Raw genomic sequence first — 13669 nt, 5'->3', positions numbered from 1 at the left:
GCGGAGCAAACGCAACATAGCTCAATCCAATGCCCGAGCTTCCCGAAGTCGAGACGACCGTGCGCGGTCTTGCCCCAGCGCTGGAGGGGCGCCGCATCCGCCGTGTGCTCATGCGACGGCCGGACCTCAGGCGTCCGATGCCGGAGGACCTAGGCCAGCGACTCACCGGCGCGACCGTCACGTCGCTCGGCCGCCGCGCCAAATATGGGCTGATCGACACCGATCGCGGCGACACGATGATCTTCCATCTCGGCATGTCGGGCCGCTGGCGGATCGACCCGGCCGAGCTGCTGGCGCACGATCACCTGATCCTCGAGACCGAGGAAGGGCGCACGCTCGCGCTCAACGATCCGCGGCGCTTCGGGTCGATCGATCTGGTGCCGACGGCGCAAGTCGCGGACTGGCCGGCATTCAAGGCGCTGGGCCCCGAGCCGCTGGGGCCGGGTTTCACCGCCGCGCATCTGTGCCGGGCGCTCGAAGGGCGCAACGCCTCGATCAAGCTGCTGCTGCTCGATCAGCGAATCGTCGCGGGGCTGGGCAACATCTATGTGTGCGAGGCGCTATACGAATCGCGCATCTCGCCCCAACGCGCTGGCGGATCGCTGACGAGGCCGCGGCTCGAACGGCTCGTGGCCGCGGTCCATGATGTGCTCGAATCGGCGATCAAGGCGGGCGGATCGAGCCTGCGCGACTATGCCCGGCCCGATGGCGAGCTCGGTTATTTCTCGAAGCAGTTCAAGGTCTATGGGCGCGAGGGTGAGCCGTGTGAGTGCGGCGGCACGGTGGCGCGCTATGCGGAGGGCGGACGCTCGACCTTCTGGTGCCCGAAATGCCAGCGCTGATTTGCGTTCCGTCTTCGCTGAAGCGGCACCGGCCCGCTCCCCACCCGGCCGCCCAGCGCCAGCATCCGGTGGGTGGCCGGGTGGGGGGCGGGCCGGTGCGGAACTCGACCAGCAAGGTTGACCGAATCGCCCGCCCTCGCTAAGGGGCGCGCTTTCCCGGCGTGGGGATGTGATTTCCGCGCCTCTTTTCGCATCGAAAATAGGAACGAGATCTACATGGCGAACACGCCGCAAGCCAAGAAGCGCATCCGCCGCAACGCTGCCCGCGCCGAAGTCAACGGCGCGCGGGTCAGCCGCATCCGCACCTTTGTCAAGAAGGCTGAGAGCGCGCTCGAGTCGGGCGATAAGGCGGCGGCCGAGACGGCGCTGAAGGCGATGCAGCCGGAACTGGCGCGCGGCGTGGCCAAGGGCGTTCTGCACAAAAACACCGCCGCGCGGAAGTTTTCGCGTCTGACGAAGCGCCTCGCCGCGCTCGCCTGAGCCACGCGATTTCAGCGATTTAGAAACCCCGCTGGGACGACCCCGGCGGGGTTTTTCATGCGTGTTCAAATGCTTGATATGCTTCGGGTCCGCGAACCCGCAGATTCGCGCGAGTCGCGTCGTCACGCCATTGTAACGTTGCGAATTCCAGGCGCGATTCCAGCGGCTTGAGGCTTGAATCGCGGAAATCCGGGGCTGGAACGAGTCAAGCCTACTTATTTCAGATTCTTTACATGCCGCCCTCTTGATCGACTCGAAAAATGCCCCCTAAAACGACCTTCCGCCGCGGCGTTTCTCGCAGGCGGAATCAGCGAAGGGCGCCAAATCAGTGCGGATGCGATTCCGGCTGGGGGTAGCTTTTGCCTGAGTGAAATCGACGTGCGGAGAGGGGGCTTTCCGCGTTGGGAAAGCTGTGCCCGCGCGCGGGCCATGACGAAGAGGGGTGTCTAAGGGATGGATCAAGCCAAGGCCTGGACACGCGTGCGCGGCAATCTGCGACTCTCTGCAGGCCAGCGGCTGTTCGACCAGTGGCTGAAGCCGATCGTCCTGATCGAGAGCGGCGATCCCGAGACCGTGCGTCTCGGCCTGCCCTCGCCCTTCATGACCAACTGGGTGAAGAGCCATTACGCTGAGCGGCTGCTGATGGAGTTCCGCTCGCAGCTGTCCGATGTGCGCACGGTCTCGATCGAAACGCTCGCGCGCGAATCGCGCGAGCTGGCCCCGGAGGCCGAATCGCCGGCGGCGGCCATGGCGCCTGCCACGGCGGCGTCGCCCGCCGCGCTCCGGCCTGCCGTATCGGCCGAGCGACCGCGATTCGATTCGCGTTTCACCTTCGACCGGTTCGTGGTCGACACGTCGAATCGAGTGGCGTTCAACGCCGCCAAGGCGCTGGCGGAGCCGGGCAAGCCGCGCTTCAGCCCGCTCTACCTTCACAGCTCGACCGGACAGGGCAAGACTCACCTGATGCACGCCATCGGCCACGCCTTTCTCGAGGCGTGGCCGGAGGCGAGCGCGATCTACATGCCCGCCGAGCGCTTCATGTTCGAGTTCGTCCGCGCGGTGCGCGAGAAGGACACGTTCGCGTTCAAGGCGCGGCTGCGCGGCGTCGACCTGCTGATGATCGACGATCTCCAGTTCATCGCTGGCAAGGAATCGACGCAGGAGGAATTCTTCCACACGGTCGACGAGTTCATGCGCGAGGGCAAAAGGCTGGTCATCGCCGCCGACCGCAGCCCGCTGGCGCTTGAGGGGATCGAGGCGCGGCTGGCGTCGCGGCTCGGCGCGGGCCTTGCCGCCGACATCAAGCCGGCGGAGCTCGGCTTGCGGCGCGCGATCCTCGATCGCAAGCTTGAGGACATGCCCGGTGCCGCGGTTCCGGGCGAGGTGCTCGACCTGCTCGCCGCGCGGATCAGCAGCAGCGTGCGCGAGCTCGAGGGCGCGCTCAACCGGCTCGTCGCCTATGCGCAGCTCAATGACGAGGCGGTGACGATCGCCTTTGCCGAATCGGTTTTGGGCGAGGCGCTGCGCGGCAGCCAGCGCCGCATCACGATCGACGAGATCCAGAAGGCGGTGTCGTCGCATTTCGACGTCAAGCAGCTCGATCTGGTGTCGCAGCGCCGTGCGGTGGCGATCGCGCGCCCGCGCCAGATCGCGATGTACCTCGCCAAGCGCCTGACCACGCGCTCGCTGCCCGAGATCGGCCGCAAGTTTGGCAACCGCGATCACTCCACCGTGATCCACGCCGTCCGCCGCATCGAGGAGCTGCGCGGCACCGACAGCGAGATTGACGGCGCGGTGCGGAGCCTGATGCGGCAGCTCGAAGCCTGAATTTCTCCCGAGCGGAGGGAACCGGGGCGGGAGGCTTGTGCCTTCCGTCTCAAGCCACTTCCTCTGCCGTCATCCCAGCGAAAGCTGGGATCTCGTGATGCGGGCGACTGGAGGCCCCAGCTTCCGCTGGGGTGACGGTCAAGGGCGCGGCTGCTCGTCGAGGAACGCCGCGACCTCCGCCAGATCGACGTGCTTGTCGAGATAGGTCGCACCGATCCCCTGCGCGAGCAGGAAGGGGAGGGTGCCGGCGTCCATTTTCTTGTCGTGGAGCATATGCTCGACCAGCTGTGCGCCGCTGGCGGTGATGCCCGCGCTGGCGAGATCGTGCGGTAAGCCGCTTGCCTTGAGATGCGCCGCGACGCGATCGGCATCGGCCGGCGGGCACAGCCTCTGCCGCGCGGAGAAGGCAAAGGCGAGCGCCATGCCCGCCGCTACGCCCTCGCCATGCAACAGCCTGTCGGAGAAGCCGGTCTCTGCCTCGAGCGCATGGCCGAAGGTGTGGCCGAGATTGAGCAGTGCGCGACGCCCCGTCGTCTCACGCTCGTCATCGGCGACGATGCGCGCCTTGGCGCCGACCGAATGGGCGATAGCGTAGGCGCGCGCGTCGGGATCGCCCGCGAGCAGCGCTTCGCCATTGCCCTCGCACCAGGCAAAGAAATCTGCATCGTCGATCAGGCCGTATTTCACCACCTCGGCATAGCCAGCACGCTGCTCGCGCAGCGGCAGCGTGTCGAGCAGGTCGGGGTCGATCAGCACGACCGATGGCTGGTGGAACGCACCGACGAGATTCTTGCCCGCACGGCTGTTGATCGCGGTCTTGCCTCCGACTGAGCTGTCGACCTGCGCCAGCAGCGTCGTCGGGATCTGCACGAAATTGCAGCCGCGCTTGAGGATGGCGGAGGCAAATCCGACCAGATCGCCGATCACCCCGCCGCCCAGCGCGATGACATGGTCGCCCCGCTCGATGCCGAGATCGAGCAGCCGGTCGAGCAGCGATTCGAGCTGGCCCCAGCTCTTGGTGCCTTCGCCCGGCGGCAGGATGATCGTCTCGCTCGCGAGGTTCGCGGCCGCGAGATTGGCCGCGAGCCGCTGCGCATGTGGCGCGACATTCGCGTCGGTGACGATCACGAAGGGTCGCTTGCGCGCGAAGGGCATGAGCTGCTCGGCCGCGCGGTCCAGCAGCCCGCTCTCGATCCGCACCTCATAGCTGCGCGCGCCCAGCGCGACCGGCACCGTCCTCATGCGCTCAACGCCTCAAGGATCGCGTTCACCGTCGCATCGTGCGGCGCGACCTTGCTCACCACATGGATCGGCGCGAGCGCATAGACCGGGTTGCGGACGGCGGCGAGTTCGGTGAGCACCTTCAACGGATCCTTTCCACGGAGCAGCGGGCGGTGGTCGCGCTTGGTGACGCGCTCCGCCAGGATATGCGGCGCCGCGTCCAGCCAGATCGTTGTCGCCTGGTCAAGGATCAGCGCGCGGGTTTCGTCATTGAGGAAGGCGCCGCCGCCGGTCGCGATCACCTTGGGGCTGCCGTCCACCAGCCGCGCGATCACGCGCCGCTCGCCATCGCGGAAATGCGCCTCGCCGAACCGCTCGAAGATCTCGGCGATGGTCATCCCAGCGGCCGATTCGATCTCCGCATCGGCATCGACGAACGGAAGATGCAGCCGCTGGGCGAGGCGGCGCCCGATCGTGGTCTTGCCCACGCCCATCAGCCCGATCAGCACGATCGGCCGCGATGGAACGAAGGGATGGGCAGCGTGGGTTTGCAGCATGGTCGCGGGGGCTATACAGCGAGGGCCGCGCTCGGGCAAAAGGCCTGAACGCCTGTACCGAATTCCGTTCCTTGAGGGGGTCGATGTCCCGTTCGCTCGTCATCATCATCGTGGTCGCCGTGCTCTTGATCGGCGGCCTGTTCTTCCTGTCGGGACGCAACACCGAGAAGCAGCCGGTGACCGTCGAGAAGGTCGTGCCGCTTGAAAATCTCGCCAACTAGTATCGGGCTGACCGCGCTCGGCGTGGTGCTGGCGGCCGGCGTGGGAATCCCCGCGCTGGGCCAGGACCGCCCCGAATCGCTGCTGCCGCCCGGGTTCGACGATCCGGTCCCTGCGCCCGCTCCGGCGCCGGTTCCTGCGCCCGCGCCTGCGCAACCGGGCGCGCCGCGCCCCGCGCCCGCGCCGGGCGGCACCACGGCCACGGCGCCGGGTGTGCCGCTGCCATTGCCGCTCCCGACGCCTGGTGCGACCCCGACCGGGGTGCCGGGCGAGATCGATTACGCGGTGATCCAGCGCTACGAGCTGCCCGACTTTGCCAAGCGCTCGCTGGCGCAGGTGGGGCCGTCCTCAACCGCGAGCGACGGGTTGCCGGCGAACGCGTTCGGCCGTGCCGATGGCGGCTTCCTGCAGGCATTGATGCGGCGGATCGATGTGCCGATCGCGTCACGCTGGCTGTCGATCGCGCTGCGCCGCGCGCTGCTGTCGCGTGTCGACACGCCCGCCGGCCTCAACGGCGCGGACTTCGCCGCCGAGCGTGCCTGGCTGCTGGTCCGCATGGGCGAGGCCGAGGCCGCGCGCGCGATGGTACAGTCGGTCGATATCGCCAACTATACCCCCAAGCTGTTCCAGGTGGGGATGCAGGCGATGCTCGCCACCGCCGATCCGGGCGGGATGTGCCCGATGGTAACGCCCGCCCTGCGCGCCGCGCCGGACCGCAATTGGCGCTTTGCCGAGGCGATGTGCGCGGGATTGGAAGGCAATCCCAGCAAGGCCGGGCCGCTGATCGATGCCGCTCGCCGCCGCATGAACAATTCGATCGATCTGCTGCTCGCCGAAAAGGTCGTCGGCATGGGCGTGTCTGGCCGCCGCGCGGTGACGATTGAATGGGATGCCGTCGATCAGCTGAGCGCGTGGCGCTGGGGCCTCGCGGTCGCTTCGGCGACGGATGTTCCCGCGGAACTCTATGGCACCGCCGGTCCGCAGGTGAATTATTGGCGCGCGACCGCGCCGATGCTCGGCTGGCGCGACCGGATCGCGGCGGCGGAGGCCGCGGCGGGCCAGGGCGTCTTCTCGAGCCAGGCGCTGACCGACCTTTATGGCGAGATCGAGGAACAGGAAGACGCGACCACCACCGAGGTGGCGGTCGCCCGCGACCTGCGGGCCGCCTTCACGGCGGCGACTCCGGCCGAGCGCGTCGAGCGGATGCGCGCGCTGTGGGACGAGCCGCAGAGCGCAGGTGGAAGGTACAGCCGGCTGATCCTGACGGCGCGGGCCGCGGCGCGGCTCAATCCCGACGCGGCCCTGCGCGAGGATGCCGACCGGCTGATCGCGTCGATGCTGAGCGCGGGGCTCGATCGCGCGGCGATGCGCTGGCGTGACATCGCCTCGCGCGGGAGCAAGGGCTGGGCGATGCTGCTGCTCGCCGATCCGTCGGGCCGCCCGGTCTCGGCGGGGGACGCCGGGGCCTATCGCGGCGAGGGCAGCGCGCTGATGGCCGCAGCGATGGCGGGAGCGGGCCGCGTCTCCGAAAGCGACGGCGCGCAGCTGATGCGCAGCGCGGGCGTCAATGTCGAAGCCGCCAACGCCTGGACCCGTGCGATCGACGAGGCGGCGCAGCGGGGCGAGCCGGGCACCGTGGTGTTGCTCGCCGCAACGGGGATGCAGACGCGGGTCTGGGCCGGCGTGTCGCCCGAGGCGCTCTACCACATCACTCGCGCGCTCACCCGCGTCGGGCTGGGCGGCTATGCGCGGATGATCGCCGTCGAGGCGATCACGCGGACTTGAGCGCGCCCGCGACCGGCGACGACCGCGCGCTGATCGAGCGCTTTCTCGAGATGATGGCGGCGGAGGCGGGGGCTTCGGCCAACACGCTCGCCGCCTATGGCACCGATCTGCGCCTCGCCTCGACCGCGCTGGCGGGCAGGCTGGCGGACGCCGATCGCGGGCGAATCGAGGAGCTCGCGCACGAATGGCGCGATCTCTCCCGTGCCACCGTCGCGCGCAAGTCGGCGGCGCTGCGGCGCTTCTTCGCGTTTCTGGCGGACGAGGGCCTGCGCGCCGATGATCCCGGCGCCGCGTTGCCCCGGCCGGGGAGCGGGCGCGGGCTGCCCAAGACGCTGTCCGCGGCCGATGTCGACCGGCTGTTCGCGGCGATCCAGGCGCGGATCGAGCGCGAGCCGAAGGACCCGCGCGACCTGCGGCTGCTGGCGCTGGTCGAGCTGCTCTACGGCTCCGGCCTGCGCGCGACCGAACTGGTGTCGCTGCCACGCAATGCGGTGCAGCCCGACAAGCCCTATCTGATCCTGAAGGGCAAGGGCGGGCGCGAGCGGCTGGTGCCGCTGTCCGACCGGGCACGGGCGGCAGTCGCGGTGTGGCGCGAGCAGGTCGACGCGACGCGGCCCTGGCTGTTCCCGTCGGGGAAGGCGCATCTCAGCCGGGTTCGGCTCTATCAGATGATTCGCACGCTTGCGGCCGAAGCCGGAATCCCGGCCGAGCGGATCAGCCCGCACGTGCTGCGCCATGCCTTCGCCACGCATCTGCTGGAGGGCGGCGCCGATCTGCGCGCTCTGCAGGCGATGCTCGGCCATGCCGATATCGCGACGACCGAGATCTACACCCATGTCGACAGCAGCCGGCTGGTCCAACTGGTCAACCAGCGGCATCCGCTGGCGGACAAACCACGCGTTGACGCGAAGGACCGGGGGGCATAGGGCGCCGCGATGGCTACTTTCCTCGAATTCGAGAAGCCGATTGCCGAGCTTCAGGCCCGCATCGACGAGCTGCGCGACGCAGCGGCCGGCGGCGAGGTCGACATCGACAGCGAAGTCGCGAAGTTGCAGGCGAAATCGGACAAGTTCCTGCGCGATGCCTATGCGCGCCTTACGCCGTGGCAGAAAACACTGGTGGCGCGCCATCCGGAGCGGCCGCACTTCAAGCATTATGTCGCGCGGCTGATCACCGATTTCATGCCGCTGGGCGGCGACCGCGCCTTTGCCGACGATGCGGCGATCCAGGGCGGCCTCGGCCGCTTCCGTGGACAGCGCGTGATGGTGATCGGGCACGAAAAGGGCGACGATACCGCCAGCCGCCTCAAGCATAATTTCGGCATGGGCAAGCCCGAAGGCTATCGCAAGGCGATCCGCCTGGTCGAGCTCGCCGACAAGTTCGGCATTCCCGTGATCACGCTGGTCGATACCTCCGGCGCCTTTCCCGGCATGGAGGCCGAGGAGCGCGGGCAGGCCGAGGCGATCGCCCGCTCGACCGAGGCATGCCTCAACGCCGGCGTGCCGCTGGTGGCGTCGATCCTGGGCGAGGGCGGGTCGGGCGGCGCGGTGGCGCTCGCCGCGGGCAACCGCGTGCTGATGATGGAGCATGCGGTCTATTCGGTGATCTCGCCCGAAGGTTGCGCCTCGATCCTGTGGCGCACCGCGGACAAGGCGGCGGACGCGGCCGAGGCGATGAAGATCACCGCGCAGCACCTCAAGGAGCTGGGCGTGATCGATACGATCGTGCCGGAGCCGCTGGGCGGCGCGCACCGCGACCGCGATGCGGCGATCGATGCGCTGGGCGACGCGATCGAGCGGGCGCTGGCCGAGCTGGCAGGACAGGATGCCCAGACGCTGCGTCAGGGCCGGCGCGCCAAGTTCTTGGCGATGGGCCGCGCCTAGGGTCGAAACTCGATTAGAACGAGGTCGAGACGGAGCCGAATTTGTCGGCAGGCGAGAAGCAAGAAGGAAGCGATGCGGCGCATCGTGACCGACGCGCGACGACGTCCTGTCGGCAAATTCGGCCCGCCGCTGCGCGGTTGCCCGTGGAAGGCCGCCGAGCTGCGTCGCTTGCTTGCGCGTAGCGCCGCTACGCGTCTGCGCTGCACTCCTTGTCGGCGGCCTTCCACGGGCAATCTCGATCCTCGTTCTAATCGAGTTTCGACCCTGAACCCGCGGACCGGTTTGCCCCGGCAAATAAAAAAGGGCGGCGAACCCATGGTCCGCCGCCCCGTCTTCCGTCTTTGAAGCGAAAGGGCTCAGCCCTTCGCCATGTGCGACGAAACGTTGGTGAAGGTCTTGGTGAGCTGGTTGCCCAGGCCCTGCATCGCGGCAATCGCGGCGACGGCGATCAGAGCGGCGATCAGGCCGTACTCGATGGCGGTGGCGCCCTTCTTGTTGCCAAAAATCTTGCGGATCGTCTTCATACCGGTCTCCATCCTGTTCACTTGGCTTCAGTTACCCGGCTGTCCGCGGGTAAAGCCCGAGTCCAGCAAGGACGGAAATTACGGGGGGGAAGTTAACAAAGGACTTAGAGGCGCGGAGTCGCGCGCGGCGTCAGTGGGCGCCCTGAACCGTTTCGCTGATATTGTTCCACATGCCTGTGGTGGTGCGCGCGAATTCAGTGAGCGCCGCGACCATCGCAAGGACGATGAGGGCGATGATCAAACCATATTCGACTGCCGTCGCGGCGCGACGGCAATTCAGGAGGCGGGCCAGCAATGGCTTCATCGGTCGCATCATGCGGCCTTCTCCGATTAGGGCTATCGGAACCTAGAGAAGCAAGATTAACGAACTGTCGATGCAGAGAATGGGAAACTCCGATCTGGAGATGTCGAAGCGTGGACTGCTGATGGTGGTCGCCGCGGCGCTGGTGGATGGCGATGGCCGCGTGCTGGTGCAGCAGCGCCCGCCGGGCAAGCCGATGGCCGGCCTTTGGGAGTTTCCCGGCGGCAAGGTCGACCCGGGCGAACTGCCTGAGGCGGCGCTGTGCCGCGAGCTTGAGGAGGAGCTGGGCATCGGCGTCGAGCGCGCCTGCCTCGCCCCTGCGACCTTCGCGAGCGAATCGCTGGGCGACCGGCACCTGCTGCTGCTCCTCTACGCGCTGCGCAAATGGAGTGGCGTGCCGCAAGCGCACCATGCGACCGCGCTCAAATGGGTGCGGCCGCTCGAGCTGCACCGGCTCGAAATGCCGCCGGCGGACAAGCCGCTGATCGGACTGCTCGAGGCCTTGATCTAGCGCTTCGGCTTGAGCGCGGCGGCGAGCGATGCCGTCGCCGAACCCCGCCGGGCAGGCTTGGGCTGTGAGGGATCAGGCGCCCAGCCGGTGAGGAAGATCGCATCGAATCGCTCGGTGGTGCGCCCTTCGGCGTCGGCGCGGGTCGCAAAGCCCGCGGCAGCGCGGGCGACCGTGGCGCGGCTCAGCGGCGGTGACGACGGCAACAGGCTGGCGCCCGCCATGCCGCGCAGGTCGCGTACCAGATCGAACAGGCTGGCGTAGCGCACGCTGAGCGTCTCGACATCGGCGACGGGCAAGGCAAAGCCGGCGCGCATCAGCAGGTCGCCGGCGGCACGCACATCGATCTGTGGATGGACGCGTGCTGCCGGACGATCGGCCTCGGCTTCGAGCAGCACCGCGCGCAGCGTCGACAGCGTGCCGCCGCCGAGGAACGCGCCGAGGAACAGCCCGTCGGGGCGCAGCGCGCGGCGGATCAGGCTGAGCGCGCCGGGAAGGTCGTTGACCGTATCGAGGCTGCCCGCAGCGATCACGAGGTCGAAGCTGGCCTCGGGGAAGTGCGGCTGGTCCTCCTCGCCCTGCATCCCGCCCGCCATTTCAGCGAAGCGTGCACCGGCGTCGATCCGCGTCACGCGCGCGCCCGGCGGCGGCATGAAACCGCCGTCGAAACAGCCCAGGTCAAGCACATCGGTGAAGTCGCGGCGCACCGCGCCGAGCCGTTCGCCGATCCCTTCGAGCATCCAGTCCCGGATGAAGGATGCCTCGGAGAAACGGGGCGCGGCGCGGTCGCGGCGGGCGCGGCGGCGGGCGCGGTCGAAGATTTCGGGGGGAGTCGCGGCGGTCACGCGGCGGCTTGTGCCGCGTTCGCACCCGCGCGACAAGCAGGCTGTGAGGGGCGCGCGATGGGGGTAGCCGAACCGGTTCTGAAGCTCGTCGCGCTGGCGCTCCCGCCACGCTGCCCGGGCTGCGGCGAGGTGGTGGAGGCGGACCATCGCTTCTGCGCGGCGTGCTGGAGCCAGTTGACGCTGATCGCGCCGCCTTGGTGCGCGAGCTGCAACTTGCCGTTCGACTATGACCGCGGCCCCGTGGCGCAATGCGGCCAGTGCCTCGCGACGCCGCCCGTGCATGACGGAGTGCGCGCGGCGGTCGCCTATGGCCCGGCGGCGCGCACGCTCGCGCTCAAGCTCAAATATGGCGGGCGCACCGCCTACGCCGCCACCGCCGCACGGCTCATGCTGCGGCTGATGCCCGAAGACGCCGACCTGCTCGTCCCGGTGCCGCTGCATCGCTGGCGGATCTGGGGGCGGGGCTTCAATCAGGCAGCGTTGATCGCGCGGGAGCTGTCGCGGCGCTCCGGCATTGCAGCCGAGATCGATCTGCTTCGCCGGGTGAAGGCGACGCCCGTGCTGCGCGGGCTTGGCGCCCGGGGGCGGACGAAGGCGGTGGCGGGGGCATTCGGCACGGCACCCGGCGCATGGGAAAGGCTCAAGGGCCGGGCGGTGGTGCTGGTCGACGACATCCATACCAGCGGCGCGACCACCGATGCCTGCGCTCGCGTGCTCAAGCGCGCGGGCGCCGCGCGGGTGACGGTGTTGTGCTGGGCGCGCGTGCTCGACCCCGACGATCCCGGAGATTGACAAGGGCGGCCAGCGCTCTCACCTCAGAAGGCGATGGCAAAGATCGAAATCTACACCAAGGCATTCTGCGGCTTCTGCGCGCGGGCCAAGGCGCTGCTCGACAGCAAGGGCGCCGATTACGAGGAATTCGACCTCACGATGGGCGGACCCAAGCGGCAGGAGATGATCCAGCGCGCCAACGGCCGGACCACGGTGCCGCAGATCTTCATCGACGGCGACCATATCGGCGGATCGGACGATCTGGCGGCGCTTGAGCGCGAGGGCAGGCTGGACGCGCTGCTGGGCCGATGAAGGCTGCGATCCTCCAGATGACGAGCGGGATCGACCCGCTCGCCAATGCGCGCGCGCTGGCTGACGGCATCGCGCAGGCAGCGGCGCGCGGTGCGGCGATGCTGTTCACGCCGGAGATGTCGGGCCTGCTCGACCGCAAGCGCGAGCGGGCCGCGGCGAACATCGCCGCCGAGGGTGACGATCGCGTTCTGGCCGCAGTGCGCGAGGCGGCGGCGAAGCACGGCCTGTGGGTGCATCTGGGATCGCTGGCGCTGAAGGGCGAGGCGGACGGGCGCTTCGTCAATCGCGGTTTCGTGATCGACGGCGCTGGTGAGGTCCGCGCGCGCTACGACAAGCTGCACCTGTTCGACGTCGACCTGCCCACGGGCGAGCGCTGGCGCGAATCCGATGCCTATGCGCCTGGCGCGGGCGCCGCGGTGGTCGCAACCCCGCTCGGCAAGCTCGGCCTCGCCATCTGCTATGACCTGCGCTTCCCCGACTTGTTCCGTGCGCTGACCGATGCGGGCGCGACCCTGTTGTCGGTGCCTGCGGCCTTCACGCGCCCGACGGGTGCGGCGCACTGGCATGTGCTGCTGCGCGCACGGGCTATCGAGGCGGGCGTGCACGTCATCGCCGCCGCGCAGACCGGCGAGCATGAAGACGGTCGTGCGACCTATGGCCATAGCCTGGCGATCGATCCGTGGGGCGAGGTGCTGCTCGACATGGGCGAGGGCGCGGGCCTCGGCTTTGCCGAGATCGATCCGTCGCGCGTCACCGACGTGCGCTCGCGCGTCCCCGCGCTCGCGCATCGCCGCGCGATCCCTCCGGTGGAGATCGTGACGTGATCGTCTTCGATCTCAAATGCGGCGGGGGCCATGTGTTCGAGGCCTGGTTCGGATCGAGCGCCGATTATGAAACCCAGCGTGAGCGCACGCTGATCGTCTGCCCGCTGTGCGGCGACAGCGTGATCGACAAGGCGGTGATGGCCCCGAATGTCGCGGCCAAAGGCAATCGCCGCGGCGATGCTCCGGCAACCGGAAGACCGGACCCCAAGCAGCTCATCGCCGCATTGGCCGAGGCGCAGGCGAAGATGCTCGAGGGCTCGCAATGGGTCGGCATGGCCTTTGCGGACAAGGCGCGGGCGATGCACCTGGGCGAGGAGACGCATGCTCCGATCCACGGCCAGACGAGCGCCGAGGAGGCGAAGGCGCTGATCGAGGAAGGCGTGCCCGTCGCGCCGCTTCCGCTGCCCGTGGTGCCGCCCGAACAGCGCAACTGATGCCGATTGCCCTTGTAAAACGGGGTTGGCGGCGCCTTTCAAAGCTGGCTATTGAGGCGTCGAGTGACTCCGTAGCTCAGCAGGATAGAGCATCAGATTCCTAATCTGAGGGCCGCGCGTTCGAATCGCGCCGGGGTCACCATTTTCCCGTTTCGCAACTCCAGCGGTTTGACTTCGCAGGCGCGGACGCACATCTTCGCGGCATGTCTTGTTCCGAACATCGGCGGCGATACCGCACCCATGCGGGACAACTCCTGGCGGGCGTCTAGCCCCGGGCTCTCCACCGGCATGTCCCGAGGAGCTCGGGGCAAGGATCGGCGATCCGAAGCGCGCTTC

The 13669-nt window shown here is 68.6% G+C and carries 17 protein-coding genes and 1 tRNA gene; 13 read left to right on the top strand and 5 right to left on the bottom strand.

What is annotated here, in order from left to right; translation table 11 throughout:
* Window positions 1–29: 29 nt before the first annotated feature.
* The 3 genes from mutM to dnaA all read left to right on the top strand — a co-directional run bounded on the left by mutM (window position 30) and on the right by dnaA (window position 3149).
* Window positions 30–842 carry a bifunctional DNA-formamidopyrimidine glycosylase/DNA-(apurinic or apyrimidinic site) lyase gene (mutM, locus tag VGD28_RS02520; protein ID WP_331026757.1) on the top strand — a complete coding sequence of 271 codons (813 nt, stop codon included), beginning with the start codon at window positions 30–32 and terminating at the stop codon, window positions 840–842.
* Window positions 843–1058: 216 nt separating this feature from the next.
* A complete protein-coding gene (gene rpsT / locus VGD28_RS02515) occupies window positions 1059–1322 on the top strand; it encodes a 30S ribosomal protein S20 (protein WP_331026756.1) in 264 nt (87 codons plus the stop codon).
* A 453-nt stretch (window positions 1323–1775) separates the two neighbouring features.
* Complete coding sequence (gene dnaA, locus VGD28_RS02510; RefSeq protein ID WP_331026755.1) at window positions 1776–3149, top strand: chromosomal replication initiator protein DnaA; 1374 nt, start codon at window positions 1776–1778, stop codon at window positions 3147–3149.
* 138 nt (window positions 3150–3287) lie between these two features.
* Here the strand turns inward: dnaA and aroB are convergent, their stop codons facing one another.
* Together aroB and VGD28_RS02500 are read right to left on the bottom strand one after the other, a co-directional pair.
* Complete coding sequence (gene aroB / locus VGD28_RS02505) at window positions 3288–4391, bottom strand: 3-dehydroquinate synthase (RefSeq protein WP_331026754.1); 1104 nt, start codon at window positions 4389–4391, stop codon at window positions 3288–3290.
* Window positions 4388–4927, bottom strand: a complete 540-nt coding sequence (locus VGD28_RS02500) for a shikimate kinase (protein WP_331026753.1) — start codon at window positions 4925–4927, stop codon at window positions 4388–4390. The genes aroB and VGD28_RS02500 overlap by 4 nt, the downstream gene beginning before the upstream one ends.
* 83 nt (window positions 4928–5010) lie before the next feature.
* Here VGD28_RS02500 and VGD28_RS02495 point away from each other — a divergent pair, with 83 nt between their 5' ends.
* The 4 genes from VGD28_RS02495 to VGD28_RS02480 are packed head-to-tail and all read left to right on the top strand — an operon-like array spanning window position 5011 to window position 8814.
* Window positions 5011–5148: a hypothetical protein gene (locus tag VGD28_RS02495; protein WP_164519405.1), complete on the top strand. Its 138-nt coding sequence runs from the start codon at window positions 5011–5013 to the stop codon at window positions 5146–5148.
* Window positions 5129–6931, top strand: coding sequence for a hypothetical protein (locus VGD28_RS02490; RefSeq protein WP_331026752.1), 1803 nt, complete (start codon window positions 5129–5131; stop codon window positions 6929–6931). The genes VGD28_RS02495 and VGD28_RS02490 overlap by 20 nt, the downstream gene beginning before the upstream one ends.
* The gene (locus tag VGD28_RS02485) at window positions 6928–7857 is read left to right on the top strand and encodes a tyrosine recombinase (RefSeq protein WP_331026751.1); all 930 of its coding nucleotides are present in this window, start codon (window positions 6928–6930) and stop codon (window positions 7855–7857) included. Before VGD28_RS02490 ends, VGD28_RS02485 begins: the two co-directional genes overlap by 4 nt.
* A 9-nt stretch (window positions 7858–7866) precedes the next feature.
* The gene (locus VGD28_RS02480) at window positions 7867–8814 is read left to right on the top strand and encodes an acetyl-CoA carboxylase carboxyltransferase subunit alpha (protein ID WP_331026750.1); all 948 of its coding nucleotides are present in this window, start codon (window positions 7867–7869) and stop codon (window positions 8812–8814) included.
* A 356-nt stretch (window positions 8815–9170) separates the two neighbouring features.
* On the opposite strand, the gene VGD28_RS02475 is transcribed toward VGD28_RS02480, so the two are convergent.
* A complete protein-coding gene (locus VGD28_RS02475) occupies window positions 9171–9338 on the bottom strand; it encodes a Flp family type IVb pilin (protein WP_331026749.1) in 168 nt (55 codons plus the stop codon).
* Window positions 9339–9468: 130 nt separating this feature from the next.
* A complete protein-coding gene (locus VGD28_RS02470) occupies window positions 9469–9651 on the bottom strand; it encodes a Flp family type IVb pilin (RefSeq protein ID WP_331026816.1) in 183 nt (60 codons plus the stop codon).
* 70 nt (window positions 9652–9721) lie between these two features.
* Between VGD28_RS02470 and VGD28_RS02465 the strand changes: the two genes are divergently transcribed.
* A complete protein-coding gene (locus VGD28_RS02465; RefSeq protein WP_331026748.1) occupies window positions 9722–10150 on the top strand; it encodes a (deoxy)nucleoside triphosphate pyrophosphohydrolase in 429 nt (142 codons plus the stop codon).
* Here VGD28_RS02465 and VGD28_RS02460 read toward each other — a convergent pair.
* Window positions 10147–10992, bottom strand: coding sequence for a methyltransferase domain-containing protein (locus VGD28_RS02460; protein ID WP_331026747.1), 846 nt, complete (start codon window positions 10990–10992; stop codon window positions 10147–10149). The genes VGD28_RS02465 and VGD28_RS02460 overlap by 4 nt on opposite strands.
* Before the next feature lie 57 nt (window positions 10993–11049).
* On the opposite strand from VGD28_RS02460, the gene VGD28_RS02455 reads away from it, so the two are divergent.
* The 5 genes from VGD28_RS02455 to VGD28_RS02435 all read left to right on the top strand — a co-directional run bounded on the left by VGD28_RS02455 (window position 11050) and on the right by VGD28_RS02435 (window position 13475).
* Window positions 11050–11784, top strand: coding sequence for a ComF family protein (locus VGD28_RS02455; RefSeq protein ID WP_331026746.1), 735 nt, complete (start codon window positions 11050–11052; stop codon window positions 11782–11784).
* Between the two features lie 33 nt (window positions 11785–11817).
* Window positions 11818–12075, top strand: coding sequence for a glutaredoxin 3 (gene grxC / locus VGD28_RS02450; protein ID WP_331026745.1), 258 nt, complete (start codon window positions 11818–11820; stop codon window positions 12073–12075).
* Window positions 12072–12899, top strand: coding sequence for a carbon-nitrogen hydrolase family protein (locus VGD28_RS02445; protein ID WP_331026744.1), 828 nt, complete (start codon window positions 12072–12074; stop codon window positions 12897–12899). Before grxC ends, VGD28_RS02445 begins: the two co-directional genes overlap by 4 nt.
* Entirely contained in the window at window positions 12896–13333 is a 438-nt protein-coding gene (locus tag VGD28_RS02440; RefSeq protein ID WP_331026743.1) for a DUF1178 family protein, read from the top strand. Before VGD28_RS02445 ends, VGD28_RS02440 begins: the two co-directional genes overlap by 4 nt.
* A gap of 65 nt (window positions 13334–13398) precedes the next feature.
* Window positions 13399–13475 (top strand) — tRNA-Arg (locus VGD28_RS02435).
* Window positions 13476–13669 lie beyond the last annotated feature (194 nt).

This window comes from Sphingomonas sp., assembly GCF_036402235.1.
Lineage (GTDB): Bacteria > Pseudomonadota > Alphaproteobacteria > Sphingomonadales > Sphingomonadaceae > Sphingomonas.
Note: the sequence above shows the minus strand (reverse complement) of the source record. Positions and strands in the feature narration are given on the sequence as shown.